Origin of the sequence: Curtobacterium aurantiacum (assembly GCF_018598555.1) — a bacterium.
Lineage (GTDB): Bacteria > Actinomycetota > Actinomycetes > Actinomycetales > Microbacteriaceae > Curtobacterium > Curtobacterium aurantiacum.
In genome coordinates, this window is record NZ_JAHEWN010000003.1 from 79,167 (window position 1) to 101,884 (window position 22,718).

Genomic DNA, 22,718 nt, shown 5'->3' on the forward strand with positions numbered 1-22,718 from the left:
TCCCCGGGCCTGGCGTCTGTACGCTCGATCCCATGCCGTTCTCGGAGACCGCCGTCGCGCACCCGACCCCCTTCGTGGAGATCCCGCGTGACGAGTGGTCGCAGCTCGCCCCGAAGGAGCACCTGTCGCTCACCGAGACCGAGATCGTGCAGCTGCGCGGTCTCGGCGACCGGCTGGACATGCAGGAGGTGCAGGAGGTCTACCTGCCCCTGTCCCGCCTGCTCACGCTCTACGCCGCCGGCGCGCGGAACCTGCACGCCGAGACGAGCCGGTTCCTCGGTGAGCGGGCCAGCCGGACACCCTTCGTCATCGGCGTCGCCGGCTCGGTGGCCGTCGGCAAGTCCACCGTCGCGCGTCTGCTGCGCGAGCTGACGAAGCGCTGGCCGGACACGCCTCGGGTCGAGCTCGTGACGACCGACGGTTTCCTGTACCCGAACGCCGAGCTCGAGCGCCGCGGGATCATGGACCGCAAGGGCTTCCCGGAGTCGTACGACCGACGGTCCCTGCTGCGCTTCGTGAGCCAGGTGAAGAGCGGGGCGACCGAGGTCCGCGCGCCGTACTACTCGCACCTGGTCTACGACATCGTGCCGGATGCCGAGATCGTCGTCCGGCAGCCCGACGTGCTCATCGTCGAGGGGCTGAACGTGCTGGCCCCGCCGGTGCACGGGCGGCTCGCACTGTCCGACCTGTTCGACTTCACCATCTACGTCGACGCGAAGACGAAGGACATCGAGTCCTGGTACGTCGACCGGTTCCTCGCCCTGCAGGAGGAGGCGTTCTCGAGCCCCGACTCGTTCTTCCACCGGTTCGCCTCGCTCTCGCGGGAGGACGCCGTGCGGACCGCGACCGAGGTCTGGCGGGCGATCAACGAGCCGAACCTGCTCGAGAACGTGCTGCCCACGCGCTCCCGCGCCACCCTGGTGCTGAAGAAGGGCGCGAACCACAAGGTGAACTCGGTCCTGCTCCGCAAGATCTGAGCTGGGGGGACAGCAAAACACCGGTGTTCGCGAGCTGAACCGCGGTCTGCGCGTGTTCAACCGGCGAACACCGGTGTTCTGCGGAGGAGAACCCCTACGCGGCGTCGAGCGCCAGGCGGTCCTGCACCACGGCGGCGAGCTCCTCGGCGATGCGCTGGGCGTCGTCCTGCGAGGCGGCCTCGACCATCACGCGCACGACCGGCTCGGTGCCCGACGGACGGAGCAGCACGCGGCCGCTGTCCCCGAGCGCTTCGCTGGCGGCGGCGATGGCGTCCTGCACCCCCTGGTCGGCGAGCCCGTGGCGATCGACGCCCCGGACGTTGAGCAGCACCTGCGGGAACACCGTCATGCACGAGGCGAGCTCCTGCAGGGTCTTGCCCGTCCGTGCCATCTCGGCGACCAGGTGCAGCCCGGTCAGGATGCCGTCGCCCGTGGTGGCGAACTCGTTGAAGATGATGTGACCGGACTGCTCGCCACCGATGGAGTAGTCCCCCTCGGTCATCTTCTCGAGCACGTAGCGGTCGCCCACGCCGGCCTCGATCACGGTGATGCCCGCGTCGGCCATGGCGCGCTTCAGCCCGAGGTTCGACATGACCGTGGCGACGAGGGTGTCGTCCTTCAGGCGTCCGCGCTCCTGCAGGGACAGCGCGAGGATCGCCATGATCTGGTCACCGTCGATCGCGTTGCCCGCGGCGTCGACCGCCAGGCAGCGGTCCGCGTCGCCGTCGTGCGCGATGCCGACGTCGGCACCGTGCTCGAGCACCGCGCGGGCGAGGTTGTCGATGTGGGTCGAGCCGACACCGTCGTTGATGTTCCAGCCGTCGGGGTCGGCGCCGATGAGCGTCACGCGGGCCCCCGCGTTGACGAAGACCTCGGGCGAGACGCCGGCGGCGGCACCGTTGGCGCAGTCGAGGACGACGTGGATGCCGTCGAGCCGGTGCGGCAGCGTGCCGAGCAGGTGCACCACGTAACGGTCCTCGGCGTCGGCGAACCGCGAGATGCGCCCGACGTCGATGCCGGTGGGGGTGGGCGCGGAGTGGTCGTGCATGGCCGCTTCGATGCGGTCCTCGACCTCGTCCGGCAGCTTGCGGCCACCCGTGGCGAAGAACTTGATCCCGTTGTCGGGAGCGGGGTTGTGCGATGCGGAGATCATCACGCCGAAGTCGGCGTCGATGTCCGCGACCAGGTACGCCGCAGCGGGGGTGGGGATGACCCCGGCGTCGAGCACGTCGACGCCGGCGGAGGCGAGCCCGGCCGCGACGGCGGCACCGAGGAACTCACCGGAGACGCGCGGGTCGCGCGCCAGGACCGCGCGCGGGCGCGGGCGACCGGACGCCCGGCGGGCGTCGGCGTGGTGTCCGTGTGTGAGGACGGCCGCGCTCGCCTGGGCAAGACCCAGTGCGAGCGCGGCCGTCAGCTCGCCGTTGGCGAGACCACGAACCCCGTCGGTACCGAACAGACGCGGCATGGCGATCTTCAGCCGGTGACGACTAGCGCTTCGAGAACTGCGAAGCCTTGCGGGCCTTCTTGAGACCGGCCTTCTTGCGCTCGATGACGCGAGCGTCACGGGTGAGGAAGCCGGCCTTCTTGAGGGTCGCGCGGTTGTTCTCGCGGTCGATCTCGTTCAGGGTGCGGGCGATGGCGAGGCGGAGCGCGCCGGCCTGACCCGAGGGGCCACCACCGGTGATGCGGGCGACGACGTCGTACGAGCCGAGGAGCTCGAGCACCTTGAAGGGGTCGTTGATGAGCTGCTGGTGCAGCTTGTTCGGGAAGTAGTCCTCGAGCGTGCGGCCGTTCACGACGAACGTGCCGGAGCCCGGGACGAGGCGAACGCGCGCGATGGCCTCCTTGCGGCGCCCGACGGCACCGCCGGAGACGTTGAGGATCTGACGGGGAGCGGCCTCGGCAGCGGCGGGTGCGCTCTCCGTGGTGAAGCTCTCCGGGGTCTGGTCGAGGGAATCAGCGATCTGAGCCATGAGTTTTCTGTGTCCTTGAAGTCGTCGTGGCCGGAACTACTGTGCGACCTGGTCGAAGATGTACGCCTTGGGCTGCTGCGCGGCGTGCGGGTGCTCCGCGCCGGCGTAGACCTTCAGCTTCTTGAGCTGCTCGCGGCCGAGGGTGTTCTTCGGCAGCATGCCGCGGATCGCCTTCTCGACGGCGCGGGTGGGGTGCTTCTCGAGCATCTCCGGGTAGGAGGTCGCCGTCAGGCCGCCCGGGTAGCCCGAGTGACGGTAGTAGACCTTCTTCGCGAGCTTCGAACCGGTCAGGGCGACCTTGTCGGCGTTCACGATGATGACGAAGTCACCCATGTCCATGTGCTGGGCGAAGGTGGCCTTGTGCTTGCCGCGCAGGAGCGCCGCGGCGTGGGTGGCGAGGCGGCCGAGGACGACGTCGGTGGCGTCGATGACGATCCAGTCGTGCTGGACGTCTGCCGGCTTCGGTGAGAACGTGCGAGTCACAGGAGTGCTGCTTTCGTGTCGAGGTGAGGAGTCCGTGAATCCCGCTCCGGTCGGGGGTTCCCCGTGCAGAAGCACGCGGAACACCTCGGGTGGAGGGCTCATCTGACTGTCCGCGCGCGGAGCGCGCAGACCAAGGTGAGAGCCTAGCCGATGCGGGTCACCGCGGTCAAACGCGGCCGCTTGCCGGTCTGGAGGCGCGTGCCGGCCCCGCACCGCGCCTCCAGGCCGCCCTGGGCCCAGCACACTGCACCGAGTGAGCAGAAGACGTCGGGTCCGCACCGCGAACCCGACGTCTTCTGCACACGCATCGCCCCCGTGGGGCGTGGGGACTACTCCGCAGCCGCAGCCCGACGTCGGCGACGCACGATCAGCACACCCGCACCCGCCGCGAGCAGCAGGAACGCCACCAGCGCACCGGCACCGAGCCCCTCGGCACCCGTGAACGCCAACTGACCATCAACCGTGATCGTGATCGGGGTCCACCCGATCAGTGACCCGTCCGCAGCCGTCACCGCCAACCGGTGCACCCCAGCCATCGTGTCCGCGGGGATCGTCACCCGAACCGTCCCGTCGGATGCGACCGTAGCCGTACCGATCAGCGTCGGGGTCGAGAACAGCCACACGTTGACCGTGTCACCGGTCGACGCCGTGCCGACCGTCACCGTGATCGTCTCCCCCGCACGAGCCGACGCCGGAGCGGACACCCCACCACGGTTCGTCTCCGTCAACAGCGACTCCGACGGTGCCACCGGGCCGGCCGGCGGGGTGATCCCGTCGAACGGCGGCACCGGGGTCGGGGTCGGCACCGGCGTCGGCGTCGGCACCGGCGTCGGGTCCGTGCCCGGGTCGGTGCCCGGGTCCGTCCCCTCAGCGTCGAGGTCGAAGCCGACGAGGATCGGGTCGTGGTCGCTCGCCCGGTACACGTCGTCGGTGTACAGGTTCGTCGCGTTGTAGTTGTGGCGGCTGTACTCCAGGCCCACCGACTCGACCGAGTTGATGTTCCAGATGTCCACGCCCGTGACCGTCTCGAGCGCGGCCTCCGACGCGAACACGTGGTCGAGCGAGCCGCTCAGGCCGGAGAACACGTACGAGTACTCGGTGCTGTCGAGCGCCGGGCCGAGGTCGGTGTACCCCGCCTCGTCGAGGACCACCACCGGGTCCTCCTTGCTGTAGGCGTTGAAGTCGCCGAGCATGAACACCTTGTCGGTGCCGTACTGCTCCTGCATGTCGGTGGAGAACGTCACGAGGGCCTTCGCCTGCTCGACGCGGTCGGCGTTCGACGCACCCTGTCCGTCACCCTGGTCGGCGTTCTCGCCGGTGCCGGAGCCCTTCGACTTGAAGTGGTTCGCGATCACCAGGAAGTCGTCGTCCGCGGTGCCGCCGACCGGGCGGAACGCGTCCGCGACGGGCTGGCGGGCGTTCGTGAACGCGTCGTCGAGCAGGATCGTGGACTCACCGACGGGCTCGACGCGGTCCTGCTTGTAGATGAGGGCGAGGCGGATGACGTCCTCGCTCGCGGGCACGACGGCCGGGGACTTCGCGTAGGCCCAGGTGTCCTGGCCGGTGGCGGCGTTGAGCGCGTCGACCAGGGTGGCCACGGCGGCGTCGCGATCCTGCCCGAAGCGGGCCGAGTTCTCGATCTCCTCGAGCGAGACGACGTCGGCGTCCAGGCCGTTGATCGCCTTGACGATCTTGACCTGCTGGCGCAGGAAGTCCTCCTGCTCGGCGGCACCGCGGGCGTCGCAGCCGGAGTTCACGGTCACGGGGTCGCCGGCGCGGTCCGTGTAGTACGTGCAGCCGGTGAGCTCGTCACCCGTGGTCGGGAAGTAGTTCAGCACGTTGAAGCCGGCGAGCTTCAGGTCGCCACCGACGTCCTGCGGCTTCGGCTGTCGCACGTCCGAGAAGGACGCCGGCAGGTCGGCCGCCGGGGTCGCGCCCGTGATCGGCGCGGTCGGCTGGAACTTCCATCCGCTGTTGCGGTAGTCGAGGACGACCGGATCCGTGAAGCTGGCGGTGGCTCCGACGGTGACCGGGCCCTGGGTGAGCCACGACACCGGGATGCCCTTGTTGGCCTGCGTCAGGAAGTTCGTGCTCGCGCCGTCGTCGAGCGTGACCTTGCGTGCGGCGTTGGACGTCTCGGCGGCCTTCGCTTCGGCAGATCCCGGACGTCCGACCTCGGTCGGCTGCACGAGCCGCCCCTCGCCACTGGCCAGCACGACCTCGCCGTACTGGTTCGTGGTGTAGTTGTCGGCGACGGTGTACGCGCCCTGCGGTGCGACGAGCATGCTCTCGAGCGACTCGCGCTGCGCGTCGGACGACGGGAACGCGACCGCGGCGGGCTGCGGCGCCACAACGGGGTCGGTCAGCTTCTGGAGCGAGGACGCCGCCGACACGGTGAGCTCGGTCAGGCCGAAGTACTCGGACACGGCACCGGTGACCCGGACGTGGTCGCCCTGCTGCACGAGGCCGGCGGTGGCGGACGAGAAGACGAAAACGGCGTCGGACGCGGTGTGGGCACCGAGGTCGATCGCGCCGCCGGTGCCCGGCGTCTGGATCGTGTACCCGTTGAAGCCGCCGGTGCCGTAGACCGCGGTGACGACACCGTCGGTCGTGACGTTCTTGCCGGCGTACGGCGAGGTGTCCGTGGTGCCCTGCAGCTGGGCGATGGTCACCGTCTCGGCCGGGGTGCCGGGCGCGGGGGTCCCGCCGTCACCCGGGTCGGTCGGCTCCGTGGGCTCGGTCGGTGCCGTCGTCTCGCCCGCGGCGTTCCGCGGCGTGAGCGTCGTCGTCACCGAGAAGTCCGCACCGTTGACGTCGGTGTCCGTGGTGCCCTGGCGGACCAGGCCGTTCGGCACGGAGTTGTCCCCGGTCACGGTGCGCACGGTCGACTCGTACGTGTTCGATGCGCCGTAGCCGAGCAGGTCGACCACGCCGTCGGTGCCGGTGGCGACGGGGCCGGCGGCGAGCGCCAGGGGTGCGGTCGCGTCGGAGAGCACGAGCGTGCCCGTGGTGCCGGACGGGTTGAGCGACGCGGTGTCGTCGGCTGCGGGCAGGTCTTCACCGGCCGCGGTGGCCCCGCCGTTGCCCGCCATCGACACCAGGAAGGTGCCCTTCGCCGGCACGGTGCCCTCGAGCGCACTGGCCGAGAACGTGCCGGTGCCCGTCGCGGAGCGGTACTGCAGCGACCATCCTTCGAGCGACACCGGGGCGTCGGTCGGGTTGCCGATCTCGACGAACTTCTGGTTGTAGAACGCGCCCTTGCTGCCCGCCTTCAGGTAGGCCTCCTCGATGACGAGGTCGGTCCCCTCGGGGTTCGCGGTCGCTGCGGTGACGGTGACGAGCGGGGCCGCGAGGAGCGTCGCGGCCGCGGTGGCGCACAACAACGTGCGTCCGAGGGTGTTGGCCATGCCCGCAGGCTACCGATCTGCGGGGACGTTCAGGTTGCGCCGAGGTGAATGATTGCGCTCGGCAACATCAGGGGCGGGCTGGGCCCCCGGTTCATGCTCCGCTCGCCAGCCGGAGGAGCACGACAGCGATGGTGATCGCGTACCAACTGGACAGGCCGCTCCGCTTGCGCGTGAGCCAGAGCGAGGCCGCACCAGCGAGCACCGCGATTCCGGCAGCGACGAGTCGGATCAGCGGCACCTGGCCGTCGACCCCGACGACGAACACGCCGAGGGTCGCAATGAGGATGAGGCTCGCGGTGCCGACCGATCGACTTCGACGGAGCGTTCTTGTGCCTGCCACGTCACACCTCCGCTGAACGCGTGCGGAGCCAGCCTCCGACCAGAGGCACACCGATCCACAGGAGCCCAGACGTCAAGGAAGGCAGGAAAGGAGCATCCCCGGTCACTCCGGCTTGAACGGTGCTGAACCGGATGAAGTCCGTCCAGGGGCCGGCGAGCGCCAGTGTCGTGTCCACGACGAGGATGATCAAGAGGACACTCGCCAGTGCAACCGCGAGACCTCTGAGCGACGCACCGATGCCAAAGCCCAGGGCTGCCGCCGCGAGAGCGAGCGATGCGACCTCTCCGAGTTGCGTCACGAAGGACACCGACGACAACTCGCCGCCGAGCGCGCTGGCCACCACGACGGAGAGAAGTGCCACAGCTGTGCTCGCAATGACCAGACCAGCCACCATCGCGACACAGGCACATCCACGCGCGAGGTAGAGGGTGTCGCGGGAGAGGCAAGTGAGTATCCCGTCGCGTTCCCCGCCCACCCGTCCGTCACCCACGCCGAACACGACGCCGACGATCGCCGAGGCGAGCGCGGCCGGGAGACCGACGATCACGAGCACTTCGCCGGCTCCGAAGGAGGGAGCGGACTTCACCACCCAGACACTGAGCACACCGCACGCGATGACCAAGGCACTCAACAGCGCGTATGCAGTGATGGAGCCCTGCGTGTCGGTGCGCTTGCGGAGCTCCAGGAGCGAGCTCTGGACGAAGGAGATCATCGCGCGCCCCCTGCCAAGTACTCACCCGTTGTTGTGGTCGCGTAGAGGTCCTCGAGGTCGGTCCCACGTTCCTCGACGCCGAAGACGTCGAGTGAGTTGGTGACCGCTTCACGAACAGCTTCCGGCGCAGGCAGGTCGACGCTCACCCATTCACCGCGGATCGTGCTGCAGCACCCCTTCAGCCCGAAGATGTCTACCAAAGCAGCCGGATCATTCACCCGGATGAGACAGCCGGGTTGTGTGACGCGGCGCATCGACTCGATGCGGGTGATCGTTCCGGCGCTGATGATCACCGCGACGTCGATGAATTGTGCCAGTTCGCTTAAGAGATGACTCGACACCACGACGATCACGCCCCGGCTCCGCATGTCCGCGATGACCGACCTGACCCACGAGATACCGTCCGGGTCGAGACCGTTCATCGGTTCGTCGAGGATCAGAAGACCGGGCTCGCCGATGGTCGCCGCGGCGATCGCCAGGCGCATGCGCATCCCGAGAGACAGCGCACCGACCTTCCGGCGCGCAACGGACTCCAGGCCGGCTCGGCGGAGCGCATCGTCCGCGACTTCCCGTCCCAACCGCGCGTAGGAGCCGCGGAGGCGAATCGTCTCGCGGACAGTCCGACCCGGGTGAAGTCCGTTTTCCGACAGAACGGCCCCGACGAGGGTCGGAGGCGACGACAGCTCTCCCGACGAGGCCGGGACCAAACGCGCAAGGACTGACATCAGCGAGGACTTCCCCGCCCCGTTCGGACCGATCAGGCCGTACACGACGCCTGGAGCGAGCCGGAGGTTCACTCCGTCCAGGCGTGGACGGCCACGCCCGCGCAAGCGAACGTCGACCATTTCGAGCATTGTGCTCCTCTCGCGCTACGGCTGCGGGGAGCGTTGCACCACTCCCCGCAGCCGTCATCGATCAACCGAAGAAGTAGTTCCAGAGCGCGCTGAACAGTTCGGTTACGCTCATGTTCCCGACTGCGGTGATGCCAGCGCGGATCCACCCCGCCAGTCCGTTCCACCACCTCTTGAAGTTGTTGATTCCCCCTCGGACCGCGTTCTTCATCCCGGTCATGATCGACGAGGCGTTTTTCTTGATCCAGTTGACGATCGATCCGATCGGCACCCTGTTGGTCGAGTTCTCCCCCTGAGGAACAGGTGAGCTCGGCACGGGGCTCGATCTCATCGGGACTACTCCTGAAACGCCGCGCTCTCCGGCATTGGCCGATACGGAGATCGTCGACGCAGGCGCTGCCGCCGCAGCTGTTGCGCCCACCGTGCTCAGCATGGCGCCGGTGACGATCGCCCCGATCACCCCGACCGTACGAATTCGATTCATCCTTACCCCAATCGTTGCGGCTTCTTCGCCGTGCACCGATCGTGCCAGACCAAACGCTCATATTCCAGCGTTTCGGTCTGAGATATATAACAACACCACAACGAAGTGTCGAACAGTCGTCAGGCTTGCAGCGCTCGCACGAGTTCCGCCCGCTCCGCAAGCTCCGCGCCCGCCGGCTGGTCCACGTCGGCCAGGGGCCAGGGGGCCAGGGGGCCAGGGCGGACGATCACGTCCGGCAACATCAGCCGATGGGCAACCATGTCCCCCCGACGCGACGGACGGCCGGTCCGTGCCCGGGGAGCACGAGCGCCGGGAACGGCAGCGCCCGCGCGGACTCGAGCGCGCGGTCCTGGTCGGCGGTGAAGAACGACGTGATCATCCGGGGCCGCGGGGCCCACGACCCGGGCTGGGTGTCGTGCCGGCTCACGACCGCGTCACCCGTGACGATCGCGTCCGCGGCGGGGAGCAGGTAGGCGGTCGAGCCGTCCGTGTGCCCGACCGCCGGGAACGGCGTGATCGCCCGTCCGGCGAAGTCCGCACCCGTGAAGGCCCGTGCCGACGGCACGGTGGTCGGCCGCAGGGCGTCGGAGCGGATCGCGCGGGCCAGCCAGGCGAGCACGCGCGGACTGGCGAGCCGACCACCGATCTCCGCGGGTGTGACCTGCTGCCGCTCCGGTCCGCGCACGTTGCCGAGCTCGTCGGCGTGGGCGAGCACCTCGACGTCGGGATGGCGTTCGAGGATCCCGGGGATGCCTCCGACGTGGTCGACGTGTCCGTGCGTGACGTAGACGCGCCGGAGGTCGGCAGGGTCGTGGCCGGCTGCCCGCACGGTGTCGAGCACGAGCTCGGTGTCGGCCGGGTACCCGGCGTCGATCAGTGCGACGCCGTCTTCTTCGGCCAGGACCACCCAGTTGGACACCGGGCCCTCGACGAAGACGACTCCTGGGGCGACGGACACGACGGAACGGGGTTCGCGCGGGCTCATCCCTCGACGGTACCGTCCACCGACCGTCGGGCCCGGGTCTGCTCCGCCCGCTCCGCGAGCTCCGCGTCCGCCGGGTACCCCACCTCGGTCAGCGTCAGTCCCTTCGCCGGTGCCGTCTTGAAGGCGCTCGTGCGCTCCTCGGCGACGCGCAGTTCCTCGAGGCGGTCCGGGCCGAAACGGCCCTCGCCGACGGCGATGGTCGCCCCCACCATCGCCCGCACCATGGAGTGGCAGAAGGCATCGGCCTGGAGGCGCGCCACCAGCACGCCGTCCGGCTCACGGTCCCAGCGGAACTGCTGCAGCGTCCGGATGGTCGTCGCCCCCTCGCGCGGCTTGCAGAACGTCGCGAAGTCGTGCAACCCGAGCAGCGTCAGCGCACCGTGCTCCATCGCTGCCGGATCGAGCCGCGCCCCGTGCCAGACCGTGTGCCCGCGTCGACGTGGATCGCGCGGGGCGTCGGCGTCCGCGATCCGGTACTCGTACCGGCGCCAGAGCGGGGAGAACCGGGCGTCGAACCCGGCGGGCGCCACCGAGGCACCGGTGACGACGACGTCCCCCTCGGGGCCCGCGATGCCGTTGATCCGCTTGACCAGTCCGTCCAGGGGTGAGCGTCCCGAACCGCGCTTGGCGGCGAGCGCTGCCCACTGCTCTGCCGACAGGTCGAGGTGCGCGACCTGCCCGGTGGCGTGCACCCCGGCGTCGGTGCGTCCGGCGACGGTCAGCAACGGCGGTTCGCCCCAGCGGGTGAAGACGGTGGCGAGTGCGGTCTCGAGCGCGCCCTGCACGGTCCGGAGCCCGGGCTGTCGGGCCCACCCGGAGAACGACGCACCGTCGTAGGCGATGTCCAGCCGCAGCCGCACGTCGTCCGCGCTGTCGGGGTCCTGGAAGCCGACCGTCTCGTCCACGTGACCACCGTAGCGGGGGTGATCCGTGCCTCCCGGCCCGCGCTCGGTCTGCCGGACGGCGACCGCCCGCAGCCGCTCAGCCGCGCGGACGACCGAACGCCGACGGACCGGTCCGGGTGTCGAGGTCGTCGGTCGCACGCCGCTCGGACTCGACGATCCCGCGCAGGGCGACGAGCGCGGCCGAGGTGACCGCGACGTGGGAGGGGTTCTCACGCGATGCGTCGAGCGCGGTCTCGAGGCGTGCGATGGCCTCTTCGGCCTGGTCCTCCGGGGAGTCACCGCGGATCGTGCTCGCGATCTTCCGCAGTGCCTCGGCGATGGGGGCAGCGAACGCCGGGTCGGGACGCCCGACCCCCTCGGACACCGGGCCGGAGCGTGCCACGAGCTCGGTGAGGTCGGTCGTGTACCAGGCGACCCGCTCGAGGGCCCGGAAGCGGGCGCCGTCCTTCTGCAGCCGGGCGCGGGACCCGCGAAGGGCGCCGCGGGGGTTGAGCCGGCGGCTCTCGTGGGCGATCGCCACCCGTGACCGCACGTCGGCGATCGCACGGTCCAGGCGGTCCTGCTGGTGGTCCCACGCCTTCTCGTCGCGCTTGCCCTCCTCGAGCACGGCAGCCAGGCCGTCGAGGTGGTCCGCCAGCACGCCGTTGACCGCGTCGATGCGGTGCTCGGCGTCCCAGAAGTGCAGCGGCGGGAACACCAGGAAGTTCACGAGTAGGCCGACCACGACGCCCACGGCCATCTGCACCAGGTACCCGAGCGAGTAGCCCTCAGCGTGCGCACCGCCCACGAGCAGGACGAAGAGTGCCGCGGTGGACACCCACGAGCTGCCCTCCCCCAGTACGCGGAACCCGCCCACCAGCACCCCGACGCCGACCGCGAGCGCGATCGCCAGGAAGCCGGGGTCGCCGACCCACATCGTGAAACCGGCGATGACGATGCCGAGCGCGATGCCGACCAGGGTCTGCACGCCGCTCCGGATGCCCGCGAAGACCGTGGTCTGCATCGCGACGACGGCACCGAGCGGCGCGTAGTACGGGTACTCGGCCGCGACGCCGGGGATGTGCTGCGCGATGAACCATGCGATCACCGCGGCGGCGGCTGCCTTGCCGGCGTGCAGCAGGCGGGGCTGCGTGCCGGAGGTCCGGCTCCACCGCCAGACCCGGGTGCCCAGACCCGTCACGTGCTGGAACGCCATGACTTCCTTCCCTGTCCTGCTGATCGGCCACCGTACGCGGCGCGGCGCAGCTGCCGTCGGCCCTGCGGACACGAGGAAGCCCCCGCGACCTGGGTCGCGGGGGCTTCCTCGTGGTGGTTCAGCGCCCCGGAGGGCACCGGACTACTTGGTGTCGGCGTCGTCCGACTTCTCGGCGGCGTCGGCCTCGACCTCAGCGGCAGCGTCGGTCTCGGTCTCGGTCTCGACCGGGGCGGACTCCTCGGTGGTCTCGGTCTCTTCGACCGGGGCCTCCTCGGTGGTCTCGTCGGCGGCGGGCTCGGCGACCGGAGCAGCGGCAGCGGCCGGAGCAGCGTCGCGCTTCACCGGGGCGGGCGTGCTCGAGACGGGCTCGAGGACGAGCTCGATCGACGCCAGCGGGGCGTTGTCGCCCTTGCGGAAGCCGAGCTTCGTGATGCGGGTGTAACCACCCTGGCGGTCCTCGACCTGCGGAGCGATCTCGGTGAACAGCGTGTGCACGACGGACTTGTCGCGCAGGATGCCGATCACGCGACGACGCGCGTGCAGGTCGCCACGCTTCGCGAACGTGATGAGACGCTCGGCGACCGGACGGAGGCGCTTGGCCTTCGTCTCGGTGGTCGTGATGCGACCGTGGGTGAAGAGGGCGTTGGCGAGGTTGCTCAGGAGCAGGCGCTCGTGGGCGGGACCGCCACCGAGGCGGGGGCCCTTGGTGGGCTTCGGCATGTCAGTTCTCCAGTGGTGAAAGTGGTGCGCGCGGTGTCAGCGCGCTTGCGCGTGAGCGCGAGGTCAGTTGTTGGACTCGTCCTCGTCGTACCCGCTGTAGAAGTGGGCGCCGTCGAATCCGGGGACGGTGTCCTTGAGGGACAGGCCGAGCTCGGTGAGCTTGTCCTTGACCTCGTCCACCGACTTCTGACCGAAGTTGCGGATGTTCATGAGCTGCGTCTCCGACAGGGCGACGAGCTCGGACACCGTGTTGATGCCCTCCCGCTTCAGGCAGTTGTAGCTGCGGACCGACAGGTCGAGGTCCTCGATCGGGGTCTGCAGTTCGTTCGAGAGCACGGCGTCGACCGGCGCGGGGCCGATCTCGATGCCCTCGGCCGCGGTGTTGAGCTCGCGGGCGAGCCCGAACAGCTCGACGAGCGTGCGACCGGCCGACGCGATGGCGTCGCGCGGCGTGATCGCCGGCTTCGACTCGACGTCGACGACCAGGCGGTCGAAGTCCGTGCGCTCACCGGCACGCGTCGCCTCGACGCGGTAGGTGACCTTGAGGACCGGCGAGTAGATCGAGTCGATCGGGATCTGACCGGCCTCGCTGAACTCGGAACGGTTCTGCGTGGCCGAGACGTAGCCACGGCCACGCTCGATCGTGAGCTCGAGCTCGAAGCGCGCGGTGTCGTTCAGGGTCGCGATGACGAGTTCCGGGTTGTGGATCTCGACGCCGGCCGGAGCGGAGATGTCCGCTGCGGTGACCTGACCGGCACCCTGCTTGCGCAGGTACGCCGTGATGGGCTCGTCGTGCTCGCTGGAGACGACCAGGCTCTTGATGTTGAGGATGATCTCGGTGACGTCTTCCTTGACACCGGGAACGGTGCTGAACTCGTGGAGGACGCCGTCGATGCGGATGCTGGTGACAGCCGCGCCGGGGATCGAGGAGAGGAGCGTGCGGCGCAGCGAGTTGCCGAGGGTGTAACCGAAGCCCGGCTCGAGCGGCTCGATGACGAAGCGCGAGCGGTGCTCGGAGATCGGCTCCTCGGTCAGGGTGGGGCGCTGTGCAATGAGCACTGTGGGATTCCTTTCGGCGAAGTGTCCGCTATATGACACTTGGCGGTACGACGGGGCCGCATGGGCCCCGACGGGTCTGTTGAGTTGTGATCACGCGCACACACGTGCGCGATCGAACGACCAGGAATGGCCGCGGGCCCTGCCCGCCCCCGCCGGACTGGGTCCGGTCAGGGGACGAGCAGGGCGCGGCCGGTTGCTCCTCGCGTCAGACGCGACGGCGCTTGGGCGGGCGGCACCCGTTGTGCGCCTGCGGCGTGACGTCGTTGATCGAGCCGACCTCGAGGCCAGCGGCCTGGAGCGAGCGGATCGCGGTCTCGCGACCCGAACCCGGGCCCTTCACGAAGACGTCGACCTTCTTGACGCCGTGCTCCTGCGCCTGACGCGCAGCGGACTCGGCGGCGAGCTGCGCCGCGAACGGCGTCGACTTGCGCGAACCCTTGAAGCCCACGGCTCCCGAGGACGCCCAGCTGAGGACGGCACCCGACGGGTCGGTGATGCTGACGATCGTGTTGTTGAACGTGCTCTTGATGTGGGCCTGGCCCACGGCGACGTTCTTCTTCTCCTTGCGGCGCGGCTTGCGCGCGGCAGTCTTGGGGGTAGCCATCGGGGTCTCCTATCGAGCCTTCTTCTTGCCTGCCACGGTGCGCTTCGGTCCCTTGCGGGTACGAGCGTTGGTCTTGGTGCGCTGACCGCGCACCGGGAGACCACGACGGTGGCGGAGACCCTCGTAGCTGCCGATCTCGACCTTGCGTCGGATGTCGGCGGCGACCTCACGGCGGAGGTCACCCTCGACCTTGAAGTTGCCCTCGATGAAGTCACGGAGGGCGACGAGCTGGTCGTCGGTCAGGTCCTTGACGCGGATGTCACCGGAGATACCGGTCTCCGTGAGTGCCTGGACGGCGCGGGTACGGCCGACGCCGTAGATGTACGTGAGTGCGATCTCCACGCGCTTCTCGCGCGGGATGTCGACGCCTGCTAGACGTGCCATGTGATGGCTGCTCCTGTTGTCGATGGAGGTGTGGCGCAGTACCGGTGCTCGGGCCTCCGCCCCGAGGTGTCCCCCGGCCGTCGTGCGACCGGGTTCTGGTACTGCGTTGTCGATCTTCAGTTGTGGGTCGTGCTCGAGCAGCCTGGTGTCCGCTGGACACTGTCGGCGCCGGTCACGCGCCCGGGACTAGCCCTGGCGCTGCTTGTGACGCGGGTTGCTCTTGCAGATCACCATGACGCGGCCCTTGCGGCGGATCACTCGGCAGTGTTCGCACATGGGCTTGACGCTGGGGTTGACCTTCATGGTTCTTTCCTCGTGCTCGCTGGCTTCGTGCTCGGCAGGATTGCCGTGCCGTTCCTTTCCAGCTCGCGGATCACTTGTAGCGGTAGACGATCCGGCCGCGGGTCAGGTCGTACGGGCTCAGCTCCACGATCACGCGGTCCTCGGGGAGGATGCGGATGTAGTGCTGGCGCATCTTCCCGGAGATGTGCGCGAGGACCTTGTGTCCGTTCGTCAGCTCAACGCGGAACATCGCGTTGGGCAGAGCTTCGAGCACCGAGCCTTCGATCTCGATGACGCCGTCTTTCTTGGCCATAGCCTCACTGTCGCTTGGTTGTGGAACTGGTGTGATCCCCGAACCGGTCTGCGGGTCGGTCGCCACACCCGAGAGGGCATGACACACCAAAGATCGATCCTATGTGGTAATCCCCCAATTGCCAAGTGCTGGTGCGGAACGCCCCCTGTCTGGGGCTTCCGGCGTCGTGTCTGAGCGCTCCACAGTGGTTTGACGGCGCGCTCCGGGCGCGCACATGCGCGAGGACCGTAGTTTTGCTCCGCAGCCACGTCCGTGCGAGCACAGCGCGCCGGACCACCGAACGGAGACCACGTGCCCGACGCCACCCGACGTCCCTTCGCCCGACACGGCAAGCAGGCCCGTCGCCGGGGTTGGGGCACGCTCGTCACCGTCGTGGCGTCGGCGGTCGCCGTCGTGCTCGTCAGCGGCACGAGCGTCGCCGCGATCGCCGGGGCACAGCTCGCGACCGCACCGCAGACCGTCCAGCTCAGCACCGACGACCAGAGCACCGCGAAGACCGCCGACATCACCGCCATCAAGGGCGGCGCGAACATCCTGCTCATCGGCAGCGACACCCGCGTGGGGCAGTTCGACTCCGACGAGGACGTCGAGGGCGCGCGCAACGACGTCACGATGCTCATCCACATCTCCGAGGACCACCAGCAGCTCACCGCGGTCAGCTTCCCCCGCGACCTGATGGTCCCGATCCCGGCGTGCACCAACCCCGCCACCGGCACCACCTACCCGGCGGCGACGGCCGCGATGTTCAACACCGCGCTCGGCAACGGCGGCGTCTCCTGCGTCGTGGACACTGTCGAGAACCTCACCGGCCTGAGCATCCCCTACGCCGGCCTCATCACCTTCGACGGCGTCATCGAGATGTCGAACGCCCTCGGTGGCGTCGACGTCTGCGTCGCCCAGCCGATCGACGACACGTTCACCGGTCTGCACCTCACCGCGGGCTCGCACTCGCTCGAGGGCTCGGACGCCCTCGCCTTCCTCCGCACCCGCCACGGCGTCGGTGACGGCAGCGACCTCGCCCGCATCAGCTCGCAGCAGGTGTTCCTGTCGGCGCTGCTCCGCAAGGTCACCTCGGACGGCACGCTCTCGAACCCGATCACGCTCTACAAGCTGGCCGGTGCCGCCCTGTCCAACATGACCCTGTCCGACGGCCTCGCCCAGACCCGCACCCTCGTCGGGCTCGCCTCCGCGCTCCGCGGCATGAGCACCGCCAACATGCTCTTCGTGCAGTACCCGGTCGCCGACGACCCCGCCGACAGTGCCCGGGTGATCGTGGACCAGGAGACGGCCCACACCCTCAACGTGGCGCTGCAGAACGACGTCCGGTCCTCGTTGAGCGACTCGAGCACCGGTCGCGCGTCCGAGGAGTCGTCGAGCGGCGGGACGTCGTCCGGCGGTACCGGGTCGGCGGGCTCCACCGGAACCTCCACCGACACGTCGTCGCCCACGGGCACCCCCGCGCCGACGCCGAACACGACCGCCACACGGACCCCGACCGCATCGGCGACACCACTGCCGTCCTCGATCACCGGGCAGAGCGCCTCCGAGGAGACCTGCTCCGTCGGCAACTGACGGCGGCCGCCGGCGCCGCCGGCCGCACACGTGCCATGGACGGGAGCGTCTGCGCGGGGTACGGAACGGGCGGAGCCGAACCGGGCCTCCCGGCCGTCGCACGGGGAGAGGCACCGAACGCTGGCAGCGCTCTGGACTGGAGGCCCGTCCTACGGGATCGGGACGGGCGTCACACCCAGCGGGGCCAGGCCCCGAGCGCCGCCGTCGGCGGCCGTGAGCACCCAGATGCCGTCTGCGTGCACCGCGACGCTGTGTTCCCAGTGCGCGGCGTCGGACCCGTCCAGCGTGCGGACGGTCCACTCGTCGTCGTCCGTCGAGCTGTCGATGGTGCCGGCCGTGACCATCGGCTCGATCGCGACCACCAGGCCCGGCTTGACAGCAGGACCGGCGCCACGGACGCGGTAGTTGAACACCGGGGGATCCTCGTGCATCGAGCGACCGATGCCGTGCCCCGTGTAGTCCTCGACGATGCCCCACGAACCGGTCTCGTCGATCGCGTCCTCGACGGCAGAGCCGACCTCGTGCAGGTTCTTCGCGTGCGCGAGCGCAGCGATGCCGTGCCAGAGCGACCGCTCCGTCGTGTCGCAGAGCGTCTGACGCGCCGTCGTGATCCCCGCGTCGCCGCCGGGGACGACCGTGGTGAACGCGCTGTCGCCGTTCCAGCCGTCGACCTCGGCGCCCGCGTCCACCGACACGATGTCGCCGGGCGCGAGCACGCGGTCTCCGGGGATGCCGTGCACGATCTCGTCGTTCACGGACACGCACAGCGTGTGGCGGTAGCCGGGGACCAGCTGGAAGTTCGGGATGCCGCCGCCGTCACGGATCGTCCGCTCGGCGATGGCGTCGAGCTCACCGGTGGTGGTGCCGGGGCGGATCGCAGCACGGACGGCGTCGAGCGCCTCGGCCGTCAGCTGACCCGGCCGGACCATCGCCCGGAGCTCGTCCGGGGTCTTGTAGATCGAGGGCTTCTTGAACCGCACCGCGCTGGTCAGACGGTCGCGGAGAGCCCGCGGCCCGCCAGTGCCGTCTGGATGCGGTCGCCGACCTCGTCGATGCCGCCGAGGCCGTCGACGTCGACCACGAGGCCGCGCTCGCCGTACGCCGCGACGATGGGTGCCGTCTGCTCGGCGTAGACCTGCTGGCGACGACGGATCGTCTCCTCGTTGTCGTCGCTGCGACCCTGGTCCTCGGCACGCTTCAGCAGGCGGCCGACGAGCTCGTCCTGGTCGGCGACGAGCTGCACGACCGCGTCGATCCCGGTGCCCTGCTCAGCGAGCAACGCGTCGAGGTACTCGACCTGGCCCACCGTGCGGGGATAGCCGTCGAGCAGGAAGCCGTGCTCGGCGTCGGGCTCCTGCAGGCGGGACTTCACGAGCTCGTTCGTCAGCGAGTCCGGCACGTAGTCGCCGGCGTCCATGATCGCCTTCGCCTGCACACCGAGCGGCGTGCCCTCTGCCACGTTCTTGCGGAAGATGTCCCCGGTGGAGATGGCAGGGATCCCGAAGGACTCGGCGATGCGGCCTGCCTGGGTGCCCTTCCCGGCTCCGGGAGGTCCGACGATGATGAGACGTGCGCTCAACGGAGAAGCCCTTCGTAGTGACGCTGCTGCAGCTGGGAGTCGATCTGCTTCACGGTCTCGAGACCGACACCCACGATGATGAGGATGCTCGCGCCACCGAACGGGAAGTTCTGGTTCGCGCCGAACAGCGCCAGTGCTGCCAGCGGGATGAGCGCGATGAGACCGAGGTAGAGCGAGCCGGGCAGCGTCACCCGGGTGAGGACGTAGTCGAGGTACTCGGCGGTCGGACGACCGGCACGGATGCCGGGGATGAACCCGCCGTACTTCTTCATGTTGTCGGCGACCTCTTCGGGGTTGAAGGTGATCGCCACGTAGAAGTACGTGAACCCGACGATGAGCAGGAAGTACAGGACCATGTAGAACCAGTTGTCACCCGAGGTCAGGTTGTTCTGGACCCAGGTCACCCACGCTGCCGGCTCGGAGCCGTCGGAGGGCTGGTTGAACTGCGCGACCAGGGCCGGCAGGTACAGGAGCGACGAGGCGAAGATGACGGGCACGACGCCGGCCATGTTCACCTTGATCGGGATGTAGGTGTTGTTGCCGCCGTACGTCCGCCGCCCGACCATACGCTTGGCGTACTGCACGGGGATCCGCCGCTGTGACTGCTCGACGAACACGACGGCCATCATGATCACGAGTCCGACCAGGATCACGAACAGGAAGAGCTCGAAGGACTGCGACTGCTCGATCGCCCAGAGCGCCGACGGGAACTGCGCCGCGATCGACGTGAAGATGAGCAGCGACATGCCGTTGCCGATGCCGCGCTCGGTGACGAGCTCGCCCATCCACATGATGAGGCCGGTGCCGGCGGTCAGCGTGACGACCATCAGCATGATGGCGTACCAGCTGTCGTTCGAGATGATCGACGTGCAGGACGCCGAGGCGTTCGTGCCGAAGAGGGCGCCAGAACGGGCGACCGTGATCAGCGTGGTCGACTGCAGGACACCGAGCGCGATCGTGAGGTAGCGCGTGTACTGCGTCAGCTTCGCCTGGCCCGACTGGCCCTCCTTGTAGAGGGAGTCGAAGTGCGGGATGACCACGCGCAGCAGCTGCACGATGATCGACGACGTGATGTACGGCATGATGCCGAGCGCGAAGACCGAGAGCTTCAGCAGCGCGCCGCCGGAGAAGAGGTTGATCAGGTCGTAGAGGCCACCGGACGACGACGCACTGGCGAGACAGCTCTGCACAGCGGCGTAGTCGACGAACGGTGCCGGGATGTACGACCCGAGACGGAACAGCGCGATGATCGCGAGGGTGAAGCCGATCTTCTTGCGAAGATCAGGGGTGCGCATGATGCGCGCGACCGCTCTGAACACGAGGACTCCGAACTTCTGGGACCGGGGCCGTCGATTGAGGCCGTACCGGTGTCGGTCGGCAGGGCCGACCCGGCTGGCGGATGCCGGCCACTGTCAAGGAAACCGTAACGGCGGCCCGTGCGCAAACGCACGGGCCGCCGACGGGGGTTACTGGGAGACGGTGCCGCCAGCAGCCACGATCTTCTCGGCTGCGGACGCCGAGACCTTGTCGACCGTGACCGTGATCTTCACGTTGATGTCACCCTGACCGAGAACCTTGACCTTCTCGTTCTTGCGGACGGCGCCCTTGGCGACCAGGCCCGCAACGGTGACGTCGCCACCGTCGGGGTAGAGCTCCGAGATCTTGTCCAGGTTCACGACCTGGTACTCGACCCGGAACGGGTTCTTGAACCCGCGGAGCTTCGGGGTGCGCATGTGCAGCGGCATCTGCCCACCCTCGAAGCCGACCCGGACCTGGTAACGGGCCTTCGTGCCCTTGGTACCACGTCCAGCGGTCTTGCCCTTCGAGCCCTCACCGCGACCCACACGGGTGCGGTCCTTCTTGGCGCCCTCGGCGGGGCGGAGGTGGTGCAGCTTCAGCACCTGCACGCGCTCGTTCTTCTCGTCGCTCATGCGTCGACCTCCTCGACCTTCACGAGGTGCGCCACCGTTGCGATGTACCCGCGGTTCTGGGCGTTGTCCTCACGCTCGACCGTACGGCCGATGCGCTTGAGGCCCAGGCTGCGCAGGGTGTCGCGCTGGTACTGCTTCTCGCTGATAACGGACTTGATCTGCGTGATCTTCAGCGTCGCCATCACGCACCTGCCTTCTCGGTCGTGGCACGCAGGGCTGCGGCCTCGGCCTGGAGCAGACGAGCCGGGACGACCCGCTCGACGTCGAGGCCACGACGGCTCGCGACGGCGCGGGGCTCCTCGAGCTGCTTCAGAGCCTCGACGGTCGCGTGCACGATGTTGATGGTGTTCGACGAACCGAGCGACTTGCTCAGGACGTCGTGGATGCCGGCGCACTCGAGCACGGCACGGACCGGACCACCGGCGATGACACCGGTACCGGGACCGGCCGGACGCAGGAGGACGACGCCAGCGGCGGCTTCACCCTGCACCGGGTGCGGGATCGTGTTGCCGACGCGGGGGACGCGGAAGAAGTTCTTCTTCGCCTCTTCGACGCCCTTGGAGATCGCCGTGGGGACCTCCTTGGCCTTGCCGTAGCCGACGCCCACGAGGCCGTTGCCGTCACCGACGACGACGAGCGCCGTGAAGCTGAAGCGACGACCACCCTTGACGACCTTCGAGACGCGGTTGATGGTCACCACGCGCTCGAGGAACTGGCTGTCGCCACCGCGGTTGTTGCGGTCGCGGCCCTGCTGACGGTCACGACCGCCACCACGACGGCCACGGTTGTCGGCCGAGTCGCGGTTGTTGGACGCGGAACCGGCGGCGGTCTCGACGGGGCGCTCGGCGACGGCAGGTGCCTCCGCCTCCTTGCCCTTCGCGGCCGTGTCGGTGGCCTCGGCACCCTCTGCAGGTGCCTCGGCGCCCTCTGCGGGTGCCTCCGTGCTCGCCTCGGGGGCCGCAGTGGCCTCCGTGGTCTCGACGGCGTCCGTGGCCTCGACGGCCTCGGTCTTGGCGTCTTCGTTGGTGTTCGCGTTGTCGCTCACAGGTTCAGCCCTCCTTCACGGGCACCATCGGCGATCGCGGCGACGCGACCGGCGTACTTGCTGCCACCGCGGTCGAAGACCACGGCCTCGACGCCAGCCGACTTCGCGCGCTCGGCGAGGAGCTCACCGACGCGACGGGCCTTGGCGGTCTTGTCGCCATCGAACGAGCGGAGGTCTGCCTCCATCGTCGAGGCGCTGGCGAGGGTGTGACCCTTCGCGTCGTCGATGACCTGCACGAACACGTGACGCGACGAGCGGGTGACGGCGAGACGGGGACGAGCCTCGGTGCCGGTGATCTTCTTGCGGAGACGGTTGTGACGACGCGCCTTGGCGGCCGCCTTGCTCTTGCCTCGTGTCTTGAGGAGTCCCATGATCACTTACCTGACTTTCCGGCCTTGCGGCGCACGTTCTCGCCGGCGTAACGGACACCCTTGCCCTTGTACGGCTCGGGCTTCCGGAGCTTCCGGATGTTCGCCGCCACTTCGCCGACTGCCTGCTTGTCGATGCCGGCGACCGTGACCTTGTTGTTGCCCTCGACCGCGAAGCTGATGCCCGCGGGCGGCTCGACCGTGATCGAGTGGGAGTACCCGAGCGCGAACTCGAGGTTCGAGCCCTTGGCCGCGACACGGTAACCGGTGCCGACGACCTCGAGGCCCTTGGTGTAGCCCTGGGTCACGCCGATGATGTTGTTGGCGATGAGGGTCCGGGTCAGTCCGTGGAGCGACCGCGACTCGCGCTCGTCGTCCGGACGGGTGACGAGGACCTGGTTCTCCTCGACCTTGGCCTGGATGGGCTCCGCGATGACGAGCGCGAGCTCGCCCTTCGGGCCCTTGACCGCCACGTTCTGACCGTCAACGGAGACGGTGACGCCGGCGGGGATGTCGATGGGAAGACGTCCGATTCGTGACATTGTC

At 69.1% G+C, this 22,718-nt stretch carries 27 protein-coding genes; 2 read left to right on the forward strand and 25 right to left on the reverse strand.

Annotation, left to right across the window (positions count from 1 at the left end; all coding sequences use genetic code 11):
• Positions 1 to 32 precede the first annotated feature (32 nt).
• Positions 33 to 977: a type I pantothenate kinase gene (gene coaA, locus KK087_RS03910; RefSeq protein WP_214529416.1), complete on the forward strand. Its 945-nt coding sequence runs from the start codon at positions 33 to 35 to the stop codon at positions 975 to 977.
• A gap of 94 nt (positions 978 to 1,071) precedes the next feature.
• On the opposite strand, the gene glmM is transcribed toward coaA, so the two are convergent.
• The 17 genes from glmM to infA form a co-directional block, all read right to left on the reverse strand.
• Complete coding sequence (gene glmM / locus KK087_RS03915; protein WP_214543348.1) at positions 1,072 to 2,445, reverse strand: phosphoglucosamine mutase; 1,374 nt, start codon at positions 2,443 to 2,445, stop codon at positions 1,072 to 1,074.
• 22 nt (positions 2,446 to 2,467) lie between these two features.
• Positions 2,468 to 2,953: a 30S ribosomal protein S9 gene (rpsI, locus tag KK087_RS03920; protein WP_027466716.1), complete on the reverse strand. Its 486-nt coding sequence runs from the start codon at positions 2,951 to 2,953 to the stop codon at positions 2,468 to 2,470.
• A 36-nt stretch (positions 2,954 to 2,989) separates the two neighbouring features.
• Positions 2,990 to 3,436 (reverse strand): 50S ribosomal protein L13, encoded by a 447-nt coding sequence (rplM, locus tag KK087_RS03925; protein WP_194629034.1) that lies wholly within the window; start codon positions 3,434 to 3,436, stop codon positions 2,990 to 2,992.
• A gap of 329 nt (positions 3,437 to 3,765) precedes the next feature.
• Positions 3,766 to 6,843 (reverse strand): ExeM/NucH family extracellular endonuclease, encoded by a 3,078-nt coding sequence (locus tag KK087_RS03930; protein ID WP_214564282.1) that lies wholly within the window; start codon positions 6,841 to 6,843, stop codon positions 3,766 to 3,768.
• A 91-nt stretch (positions 6,844 to 6,934) separates the two neighbouring features.
• Entirely contained in the window at positions 6,935 to 7,183 is a 249-nt protein-coding gene (locus KK087_RS03935) for a hypothetical protein (protein ID WP_214564283.1), read from the reverse strand.
• Position 7,184: 1 nt separating this feature from the next.
• A complete protein-coding gene (locus tag KK087_RS03940; RefSeq protein WP_111224633.1) occupies positions 7,185 to 7,895 on the reverse strand; it encodes a hypothetical protein in 711 nt (236 codons plus the stop codon).
• The gene (locus tag KK087_RS03945; RefSeq protein ID WP_214564284.1) at positions 7,892 to 8,749 is read right to left on the reverse strand and encodes an ATP-binding cassette domain-containing protein; all 858 of its coding nucleotides are present in this window, start codon (positions 8,747 to 8,749) and stop codon (positions 7,892 to 7,894) included. Before KK087_RS03945 ends, KK087_RS03940 begins: the two co-directional genes overlap by 4 nt.
• Positions 8,750 to 8,810: 61 nt before the next feature.
• Complete coding sequence (locus KK087_RS03950; protein WP_214564285.1) at positions 8,811 to 9,266, reverse strand: hypothetical protein; 456 nt, start codon at positions 9,264 to 9,266, stop codon at positions 8,811 to 8,813.
• A 205-nt stretch (positions 9,267 to 9,471) separates the two neighbouring features.
• A complete protein-coding gene (locus KK087_RS03955) occupies positions 9,472 to 10,215 on the reverse strand; it encodes an MBL fold metallo-hydrolase (RefSeq protein ID WP_214564286.1) in 744 nt (247 codons plus the stop codon).
• Positions 10,212 to 11,120, reverse strand: coding sequence for a tRNA pseudouridine(38-40) synthase TruA (truA, locus tag KK087_RS03960; RefSeq protein WP_214564287.1), 909 nt, complete (start codon positions 11,118 to 11,120; stop codon positions 10,212 to 10,214). The genes KK087_RS03955 and truA overlap by 4 nt, the downstream gene beginning before the upstream one ends.
• 76 nt (positions 11,121 to 11,196) lie before the next feature.
• A complete protein-coding gene (locus tag KK087_RS03965; RefSeq protein ID WP_214529426.1) occupies positions 11,197 to 12,315 on the reverse strand; it encodes an FUSC family protein in 1,119 nt (372 codons plus the stop codon).
• 141 nt (positions 12,316 to 12,456) lie between these two features.
• A complete protein-coding gene (gene rplQ, locus KK087_RS03970; RefSeq protein WP_214529427.1) occupies positions 12,457 to 13,035 on the reverse strand; it encodes a 50S ribosomal protein L17 in 579 nt (192 codons plus the stop codon).
• 63 nt (positions 13,036 to 13,098) lie between these two features.
• Positions 13,099 to 14,094 carry a DNA-directed RNA polymerase subunit alpha gene (locus KK087_RS03975; protein ID WP_214529429.1) on the reverse strand — a complete coding sequence of 332 codons (996 nt, stop codon included), beginning with the start codon at positions 14,092 to 14,094 and terminating at the stop codon, positions 13,099 to 13,101.
• A gap of 205 nt (positions 14,095 to 14,299) precedes the next feature.
• Positions 14,300 to 14,698 (reverse strand): 30S ribosomal protein S11, encoded by a 399-nt coding sequence (gene rpsK / locus KK087_RS03980; RefSeq protein ID WP_017885507.1) that lies wholly within the window; start codon positions 14,696 to 14,698, stop codon positions 14,300 to 14,302.
• A 9-nt stretch (positions 14,699 to 14,707) separates the two neighbouring features.
• On the reverse strand, positions 14,708 to 15,082 hold the full coding sequence (gene rpsM / locus KK087_RS03985) for a 30S ribosomal protein S13 (protein WP_017885508.1): 375 nt from the start codon (positions 15,080 to 15,082) through the stop codon (positions 14,708 to 14,710).
• 186 nt (positions 15,083 to 15,268) lie between these two features.
• A complete protein-coding gene (gene rpmJ, locus KK087_RS03990; RefSeq protein WP_071276701.1) occupies positions 15,269 to 15,385 on the reverse strand; it encodes a 50S ribosomal protein L36 in 117 nt (38 codons plus the stop codon).
• 70 nt (positions 15,386 to 15,455) lie between these two features.
• Entirely contained in the window at positions 15,456 to 15,677 is a 222-nt protein-coding gene (gene infA / locus KK087_RS03995; RefSeq protein WP_017885509.1) for a translation initiation factor IF-1, read from the reverse strand.
• A 291-nt stretch (positions 15,678 to 15,968) separates the two neighbouring features.
• Here infA and KK087_RS04000 point away from each other — a divergent pair, with 291 nt between their 5' ends.
• Positions 15,969 to 17,249, forward strand: a complete 1,281-nt coding sequence (locus tag KK087_RS04000; RefSeq protein WP_214564288.1) for an LCP family protein — start codon at positions 15,969 to 15,971, stop codon at positions 17,247 to 17,249.
• A gap of 149 nt (positions 17,250 to 17,398) precedes the next feature.
• Here KK087_RS04000 and map read toward each other — a convergent pair whose 3' ends face one another.
• The 8 genes from map to rplF all read right to left on the reverse strand — a co-directional run bounded on the left by map (position 17,399) and on the right by rplF (position 22,714).
• Complete coding sequence (gene map, locus KK087_RS04005) at positions 17,399 to 18,229, reverse strand: type I methionyl aminopeptidase (RefSeq protein ID WP_214543353.1); 831 nt, start codon at positions 18,227 to 18,229, stop codon at positions 17,399 to 17,401.
• Between the two features lie 8 nt (positions 18,230 to 18,237).
• Positions 18,238 to 18,828: an adenylate kinase gene (locus KK087_RS04010; RefSeq protein ID WP_214529434.1), complete on the reverse strand. Its 591-nt coding sequence runs from the start codon at positions 18,826 to 18,828 to the stop codon at positions 18,238 to 18,240.
• Positions 18,825 to 20,147: a preprotein translocase subunit SecY gene (gene secY, locus KK087_RS04015; RefSeq protein ID WP_214529435.1), complete on the reverse strand. Its 1,323-nt coding sequence runs from the start codon at positions 20,145 to 20,147 to the stop codon at positions 18,825 to 18,827. The genes KK087_RS04010 and secY overlap by 4 nt, the downstream gene beginning before the upstream one ends.
• Before the next feature lie 147 nt (positions 20,148 to 20,294).
• The gene (gene rplO, locus KK087_RS04020; protein ID WP_110893938.1) at positions 20,295 to 20,759 is read right to left on the reverse strand and encodes a 50S ribosomal protein L15; all 465 of its coding nucleotides are present in this window, start codon (positions 20,757 to 20,759) and stop codon (positions 20,295 to 20,297) included.
• Entirely contained in the window at positions 20,756 to 20,941 is a 186-nt protein-coding gene (gene rpmD, locus KK087_RS04025; RefSeq protein ID WP_173168934.1) for a 50S ribosomal protein L30, read from the reverse strand. The genes rplO and rpmD overlap by 4 nt, the downstream gene beginning before the upstream one ends.
• Positions 20,941 to 21,804 (reverse strand): 30S ribosomal protein S5, encoded by an 864-nt coding sequence (gene rpsE / locus KK087_RS17240; RefSeq protein ID WP_214529436.1) that lies wholly within the window; start codon positions 21,802 to 21,804, stop codon positions 20,941 to 20,943. Before rpsE ends, rpmD begins: the two co-directional genes overlap by 1 nt.
• Positions 21,801 to 22,175: a 50S ribosomal protein L18 gene (gene rplR, locus KK087_RS04035; protein ID WP_031259041.1), complete on the reverse strand. Its 375-nt coding sequence runs from the start codon at positions 22,173 to 22,175 to the stop codon at positions 21,801 to 21,803. The genes rpsE and rplR overlap by 4 nt, the downstream gene beginning before the upstream one ends.
• Before the next feature lie 2 nt (positions 22,176 to 22,177).
• The gene (rplF, locus tag KK087_RS04040) at positions 22,178 to 22,714 is read right to left on the reverse strand and encodes a 50S ribosomal protein L6 (protein ID WP_017885518.1); all 537 of its coding nucleotides are present in this window, start codon (positions 22,712 to 22,714) and stop codon (positions 22,178 to 22,180) included.
• Positions 22,715 to 22,718: the final 4 nt, after the last annotated feature.

What these genes read in the sequence shown, in the direction of transcription:
- KK087_RS03940 (WP_111224633.1), bottom strand. Translation starts at nt 7,895, where the DNA reads ATGATCTCCTTCGTCCAGAGCTCGCTCCTGGAGCTCCGCAAGCGCACC.
- KK087_RS03965 (WP_214529426.1), bottom strand. Translation starts at nt 12,315, where the DNA reads ATGGCGTTCCAGCACGTGACGGGTCTGGGCACCCGGGTCTGGCGGTGG.
- coaA (WP_214529416.1), top strand. Translation starts at nt 33, where the DNA reads ATGCCGTTCTCGGAGACCGCCGTCGCGCACCCGACCCCCTTCGTGGAG.
- KK087_RS03930 (WP_214564282.1), bottom strand. Translation starts at nt 6,843, where the DNA reads ATGGCCAACACCCTCGGACGCACGTTGTTGTGCGCCACCGCGGCCGCG.
- rplF (WP_017885518.1), bottom strand. Translation starts at nt 22,714, where the DNA reads ATGTCACGAATCGGACGTCTTCCCATCGACATCCCCGCCGGCGTCACC.
- glmM (WP_214543348.1), bottom strand. Translation starts at nt 2,445, where the DNA reads ATGCCGCGTCTGTTCGGTACCGACGGGGTTCGTGGTCTCGCCAACGGC.
- KK087_RS03955 (WP_214564286.1), bottom strand. Translation starts at nt 10,215, where the DNA reads ATGAGCCCGCGCGAACCCCGTTCCGTCGTGTCCGTCGCCCCAGGAGTC.
- rpmD (WP_173168934.1), bottom strand. Translation starts at nt 20,941, where the DNA reads ATGGCGACGCTGAAGATCACGCAGATCAAGTCCGTTATCAGCGAGAAG.
- rplO (WP_110893938.1), bottom strand. Translation starts at nt 20,759, where the DNA reads ATGAGCGACGAGAAGAACGAGCGCGTGCAGGTGCTGAAGCTGCACCAC.
- rpsI (WP_027466716.1), bottom strand. Translation starts at nt 2,953, where the DNA reads ATGGCTCAGATCGCTGATTCCCTCGACCAGACCCCGGAGAGCTTCACC.
- rpsK (WP_017885507.1), bottom strand. Translation starts at nt 14,698, where the DNA reads ATGGCTACCCCCAAGACTGCCGCGCGCAAGCCGCGCCGCAAGGAGAAG.
- rpsM (WP_017885508.1), bottom strand. Translation starts at nt 15,082, where the DNA reads ATGGCACGTCTAGCAGGCGTCGACATCCCGCGCGAGAAGCGCGTGGAG.
- rpmJ (WP_071276701.1), bottom strand. Translation starts at nt 15,385, where the DNA reads ATGAAGGTCAACCCCAGCGTCAAGCCCATGTGCGAACACTGCCGAGTG.
- rplQ (WP_214529427.1), bottom strand. Translation starts at nt 13,035, where the DNA reads ATGCCGAAGCCCACCAAGGGCCCCCGCCTCGGTGGCGGTCCCGCCCAC.
- KK087_RS03945 (WP_214564284.1), bottom strand. Translation starts at nt 8,749, where the DNA reads ATGCTCGAAATGGTCGACGTTCGCTTGCGCGGGCGTGGCCGTCCACGC.
- rplR (WP_031259041.1), bottom strand. Translation starts at nt 22,175, where the DNA reads ATGGGACTCCTCAAGACACGAGGCAAGAGCAAGGCGGCCGCCAAGGCG.
- infA (WP_017885509.1), bottom strand. Translation starts at nt 15,677, where the DNA reads ATGGCCAAGAAAGACGGCGTCATCGAGATCGAAGGCTCGGTGCTCGAA.